Annotated in this window: 2 protein-coding genes; both read right to left on the bottom strand. The window is 40.0% G+C overall.

Annotation, left to right across the window (positions count from 1 at the left end; all coding sequences use genetic code 11):
- Nucleotides 1-559 (bottom strand): GerAB/ArcD/ProY family transporter (locus tag LD39_RS23935; protein WP_197061439.1); only part of this gene is annotated, 559 nt, incomplete at its 3' end.
- A partial coding sequence (locus LD39_RS15100) for a spore germination protein (RefSeq protein WP_197061438.1) occupies nucleotides 453-1,298 on the bottom strand: 846 nt, incomplete at its 5' end. The genes LD39_RS23935 and LD39_RS15100, both read right to left, overlap by 107 nt.

Genomic DNA, 1,298 nt, shown 5'->3' with positions numbered 1-1,298 from the left:
AAATTAGAAGAAAAAACGAAAGAAAAGTGTACAGTCTAGCCATCACTCGAAGTCCACAACAAGTCATATACATGGAAACAGAGATCATAAGAAATGCAAGTATCCAGAAAGGCGTATTCGGGAGTACCCACAGACTGATGATCCTGCAGAATAGCAAGATAATTAATAAACCAACGCAAGTAAAATAAAGAACGAAAAGGAAAGAGAATGGTTTTCCAATCCATTTTGAAAATATCTTTTCATTGATTTTAAAAAAATCGATATCCGGATAGGTCTTTGCAATCCACCATAACAATAGTAAAACAAACTGTAGTAAAAACCCTCCAATCAATAATGAAATCCATCCATCTTGTTTCGCTGATTCATGCAAATCATAGGGTAAGGAAAGGATCCCTACTCCAATTTGCGTTTGAATGATAACGAAAAAGAATTGTCGACGAGATATTTTCGGCTCATTCGCTGGATTGTTCTGGCTGGATGGGTTGTTTGGTTTGGTCTGTGTGCTGGCTTGATTGGTTTGGTTGTTTTGTGTTTGATTGGTTTGCGTTTGATTGGTCACTTTGTTTCCACTCCCTTGATGAATCTATAGCCAAAGGCTGGATGGAACGAGAATCCTTAGGACGGTTTTTCATCATAAATAAAGGGACACGTACGAATGTATCTTTCAAATCTTTCAATCTTAATGGAGCTAATGGAGCAAAATAAGGGACTCCAAATGACTGGAGATTCGTTAGATGAATCAGTAGGAACAAGAATCCGAAAGATATTCCGACAAATCCTAAGCTCCCTGCTAACACAATCAGTGGAAACGTTAAAAGTCTTAAAGTCGTACTCAATTCATTGGAAGGAACAACAAATGAGGCAATTGCCGTTAAAGCGACGACGATAACCATCAAATTTGAAACCAACCCCGCTCGTACGACTGCATCTCCGATAACGAGACCACCTACAATCCCAATTGTCTGACCAATCGGCTGTGGCAGCCTTATCCCCGCTTCACGTATTAACTCAATTATGATGACCATCACAAGGGCTTCAATCATAGGGGGATAAGCAATTTCATTGATGGAACTTTTCACCGGCATAATTAATTCATCAGGTATCACTTCAAAGTGAAAACTGACTGTCGCAATATAAAAAGCAGGTAAACCAACGGCTATGATAAAACTGGCCAACCGAATCAAACGTACGAAGGTACCAGTGTACCAGCGCATGTTGTAATCATCCGGTGCCTGATAGAACATGAAAAAGGTTGAGGGGGCAATTAATGCCGTCGGGCTCCCTTCTACCATAATAGC

This window comes from Halobacillus sp. BBL2006 (genome assembly GCF_000786645.1).
GTDB lineage: Bacteria > Bacillota > Bacilli > Bacillales > Halobacillaceae > Halobacillus.
Note: the sequence above shows the minus strand (reverse complement) of the source record. Positions and strands in the feature narration are given on the sequence as shown.